This is a genomic window from Ornithinimicrobium sp. (genome assembly GCF_051004135.1).
GTDB lineage: Bacteria > Actinomycetota > Actinomycetes > Actinomycetales > Dermatophilaceae > Ornithinicoccus.
In genome coordinates this window covers 1-3,514 of record NZ_JBPCKQ010000035.1, presented here as the reverse complement: position 1 = coordinate 3,514, position 3,514 = coordinate 1, and the positions used below count along the sequence as shown (strand labels likewise).

The following is a 3,514-nucleotide window of genomic DNA, read 5'->3' as shown; positions in this document are numbered from 1 at the left end:
TCTACGCCCGCGCAGACGCCGAGGCCAAACGCAAAGCGATCGACAACGCCTACGAGCCACTCACTCCCGACGTCTTGCCGGACTGGACCTCGGACGCCTCCCTGATCGGCTGGCTCGACTCGTTGGGCCATTGACGCCGACAGCCCAGGGATTATGCGGACAACAACACCGCCGGCACCGCCCTCACCAGCCCAAACACCCCGGCAGGGCACATAACCCTGCCGTCCGCGTAATGGCGCAGATCATGGGGGCGCGGTCGGCAGCGCGCCGAGCGGGCGTGGAGTCCGGCGCGACTGATGAGGTCGAGCCAGACGGCATGGGCGTTGCAGTACAGCAGCCGGGTGCCGACGGTTGAGACCAAGAACGACGGGTCCGCCGGGTGCGGGCACAGCTGGTCGCGCCGTCGGGTGTAGGCGGCGAGGGCATCGCGGGCGCTTGGGTGCAGCGGGACGTAGCGGGACTTGCCGAACTTGGTGTTGCGGATGTGCAGCATCCCGTCGCTGAGGTCGACGTCGCAGCGATCAAGCCGCAGGGCCTCACCGATGCGCAGCCCCGTGACCGCGAGCAGGCCGATGAGGGTTGTGAAGGTGGCTGCCCGCAGTGGCGAGCGGAGCTGGCCGGCAGCGGTCATGAGCGCGGCGATGTCAGCGTCGGAGTACAGCCACGGCGTGGCTCGACGGGTCCTGGCTGGCAGCAGCCCGGGCGGTGGCACCTCATGGACCTGATCGATGGCGTGCAGGTGACGGGCGAATCCGCGCACCACTGAGAGACGCTGTCCCCACCAGTCCGGGCTCGCCCCAGACGGCAGGCTCGCCCACGCCACAGCGTCGTGGGTGGTGATGATGCCGCTGCTGGTGCCGCCTGCGTGCAGCCAGTCGATGAAGTCGTTGAGGAGCCGTTCGGCTCTGACCAGCGTGAACCCGAGTGCCCGGCGGATGGACAGGTAGCGGTCCAGTTCGGCACGCAGGTCAGTCATGACGCCGTACCGGGCCACCGCAGCGCCAGGCTGCGCAGCCGTTCGGTGTCGACCTTGGCGTAGACCGCCGTGGTCACCGTGCTGGTGTGCCGCAGGACTTGTCCGACCTCGGAGAGGGACGCACCGGCGCGCAGCATGTCGGTTGCGGCGGTGTGGCGCAGCCGGTGGGCACCTAGTTCCGGCAACCCGGCACGGCCGCAGGCAGCACGCACGATGGCTGACACACCCCCCCTGCTCAACGGGCGGTGTGGCGCCCGAACCCGGGTGAAGACGGTGACGCAGGCACAACGCCGGCGGCCCCGGCGCAGCCATCCGGCCAGCGCCTCACCGACATCAACGGGCAGGGGCAGCCGCTCCTGACGGCGGCCCTTGCCGCGAACTGTGATCTCCCCGGCACGCCAGTCGACATCGGCCAGTTCCAGAGCCGCCACCTCCCCTGCGCGCAACCCCAGACGGGCCAGCAGGGCAAGCACCGCGTAGTCGCGACGACCAGACGTGGTCCGTCGGTCACAGCTTGCCAGCAGGCACGCCACCTCCGCCGGACCGACCGTTGCGGGCACCGCGGCACACCGCCAGCCCGCAACCGCCGGGACCGCAGCTGGAAGCTGGATGTCGGTGTGCCCTGCCACGTAGAGGTAACGCAGCAGCGCGCGCAGCCCGCACACGATGTACTTGGCCGACCCCACCGAGCGGGCCGCACACTCGGCGAGGACGAAGGCCGTCACCTCCGCTGAGCAAAGCCGCTCCACGGCCACGACATCCTCTGCGACCCGGCCTGCCAAGAACAGCCTGGCGACATGCAGATAGCCGGCGACGGTGGAGTCGGCGAGCCCGCGCTCGTGGATCAGATAGGCACGGTAGCGTTGCTGAAGTTCCGCAGCCGGGGTCACCGGGACAGTCGCAGCGGGCGTCGCAACGACCCCCAAGCCACGCAGATAGCCAAGCATCGGCGCCATCGCCTTGGCCGACAGCCACAGCCTGTAGCCCTCAGCGCGTCGCTGTTCCAAGAACGCCTCCACGTTGACCGCAGTCAGTTCCTCCACGCCGAGTCCGCGGCTTGCCAGCCAACGGCTCGCGTGCGCCATCAACTGCAACTGATAGCTCGCCGAGTGCGGCGTGTAGCCCTGCCCGGCGAGGTCCTGGCCGAACCCCGCCGCGTGTGGTGCCAGCGGCCCGGTCACCCTGACCCGTGATGGTCTGCCCATTGCGATCTCCTCTTCATCAGATGGATGTAGGAGAGAAGCATCAGGCCAAGACCACCCGGTTATGCCGACTTGGACAGCACCACGCCCATGCCCCGCACGGACTTGCGGTCCCTACTCGGCATAATCGGCTGCTCTGCATAATGCCGGCGGCAGCGTTGGATGAGTGCTTTGCCGCCGAAGACCGCACGGATCGCCTTGGTGAGCGCTTTGCCGCCATCGACGACGAACAAGATGCCTTTGCTGGCGTCCAGGCCCCGGTCGACGAGGTCGGCGGTCAGACGGGTGCACACCGCGGCGTTCTCTGTGGAGCCCTCGACCACACCCAGGGGCACCTTGGTGCCGTCGTCGGTGACCCCCAGGGCGACGACGAGCAGATGCTCGCCCAGGTACACGCCGTCAAGCATCACGATCGGCCAGCGGTCATCCCCGAGCGGGCGGGCGCACAGCTCGGCGAGGCGCTCGGCGGTCGCGGCGACGAACCGGCGTGACACCGCCGACTTCGACGTGGACACCGCGGCCTGCTCGACCGCCGCGCCGACCGGTTCGAGCGCGACCGGGTAGCGGCGGGTGGAGATCCCGGCGAGCATCTTTGCGACGATGCCCTCGGCGAGCAGGTCCGTGCCCGCGACGCTCGTGTAGGAGTCAAGGGGCGTCTCGGCGGCGTCGTCGCCCACGGTGCGCACCCGCGGGCGGGTCACCGCCAGGCGACGCCCGCCCAGGGTGACGGCGCCCGCTTCGCTGCCGTGACGGTTGTGGGTACGCGCAGCGTCGTGGCGGCCCTTGGGTCCCGCGAGGTCGGTGACCTCGGCGTCCATCAACTCGGCCATGACCTCCAAGCCCACCGCGGTCGACGCGGCCAGCAGCCCCTCGCGCACGTGCTCGGCGAACGTGGCGAGGTGGCCGTCGACGGCTTGGGCGAGCAGGCCCGACAGGGCCGACTCGGCGGAGGAGACCAGTTGCAACCCGGCCGGCTCGCCCGACGACTCGGGATCGGTGTGGTCAGCGGACGTGGATGTGTGCGAACCTGCCATTGGGGGTCCTCCTGGGAGACTTGGTGGTTTCCCGGAGCGTCTCACACGAGCCGCTCCGAGTGGAGGACCCCCACCTCAAGTTCCACGGACCCCGGGACAACCTCGTGCTGGCCACCGCCCGGCTGCAACGCCGCGACCCCACCAGGCTGCTCGTGCCGGTGCTGCGTGCCCGCGCGCCCACCCTGGCCGACCTGGACTACACCCCCGCGCCGCTGCCCGCCGCAGCCAGCCGGTGACCCCCGCGGCCACCGGCCAGCCCAGGCCGCCCGAGTTCCGCCTCGTCGTGGAGCAACGCCTGCCCG

General features: G+C 70.2%; 4 protein-coding genes. 1 reads left to right on the top strand and 3 read right to left on the bottom strand.

The window, feature by feature from the left end; all coding sequences use genetic code 11:
• Positions 1-151: 151 nt before the first annotated feature.
• From ACR2FV_RS01885 to ACR2FV_RS01875, 3 genes are read right to left on the bottom strand one after another with little or no spacing between them, the layout of a single operon-like run.
• The gene (locus tag ACR2FV_RS01885; RefSeq protein ID WP_434014028.1) at positions 152-976 is read right to left on the bottom strand and encodes a tyrosine-type recombinase/integrase; all 825 of its coding nucleotides are present in this window, start codon (positions 974-976) and stop codon (positions 152-154) included.
• Positions 973-2,181 carry a tyrosine-type recombinase/integrase gene (locus ACR2FV_RS01880; RefSeq protein WP_434014027.1) on the bottom strand — a complete coding sequence of 403 codons (1,209 nt, stop codon included), beginning with the start codon at positions 2,179-2,181 and terminating at the stop codon, positions 973-975. Before ACR2FV_RS01880 ends, ACR2FV_RS01885 begins: the two co-directional genes overlap by 4 nt.
• Before the next feature lie 59 nt (positions 2,182-2,240).
• Positions 2,241-3,212, bottom strand: coding sequence for a transposase (locus ACR2FV_RS01875; RefSeq protein WP_434014026.1), 972 nt, complete (start codon positions 3,210-3,212; stop codon positions 2,241-2,243).
• A 23-nt stretch (positions 3,213-3,235) separates the two neighbouring features.
• Between ACR2FV_RS01875 and ACR2FV_RS01870 the strand changes: the two genes are divergently transcribed.
• A complete protein-coding gene (locus tag ACR2FV_RS01870; RefSeq protein ID WP_434014025.1) occupies positions 3,236-3,448 on the top strand; it encodes a hypothetical protein in 213 nt (70 codons plus the stop codon).
• The last annotated feature ends 66 nt before the right edge of the window (positions 3,449-3,514 follow it).

Bases quoted from the DNA above. Each gene is read 5' to 3' on its own strand.
- ACR2FV_RS01885 (WP_434014028.1), bottom strand. From the start codon at position 976: ATGACTGACCTGCGTGCCGAACTGGACCGCTACCTGTCCATCCGCCGG.
- ACR2FV_RS01880 (WP_434014027.1), bottom strand. From the start codon at position 2,181: ATGGGCAGACCATCACGGGTCAGGGTGACCGGGCCGCTGGCACCACAC.
- ACR2FV_RS01875 (WP_434014026.1), bottom strand. From the start codon at position 3,212: ATGGCAGGTTCGCACACATCCACGTCCGCTGACCACACCGATCCCGAG.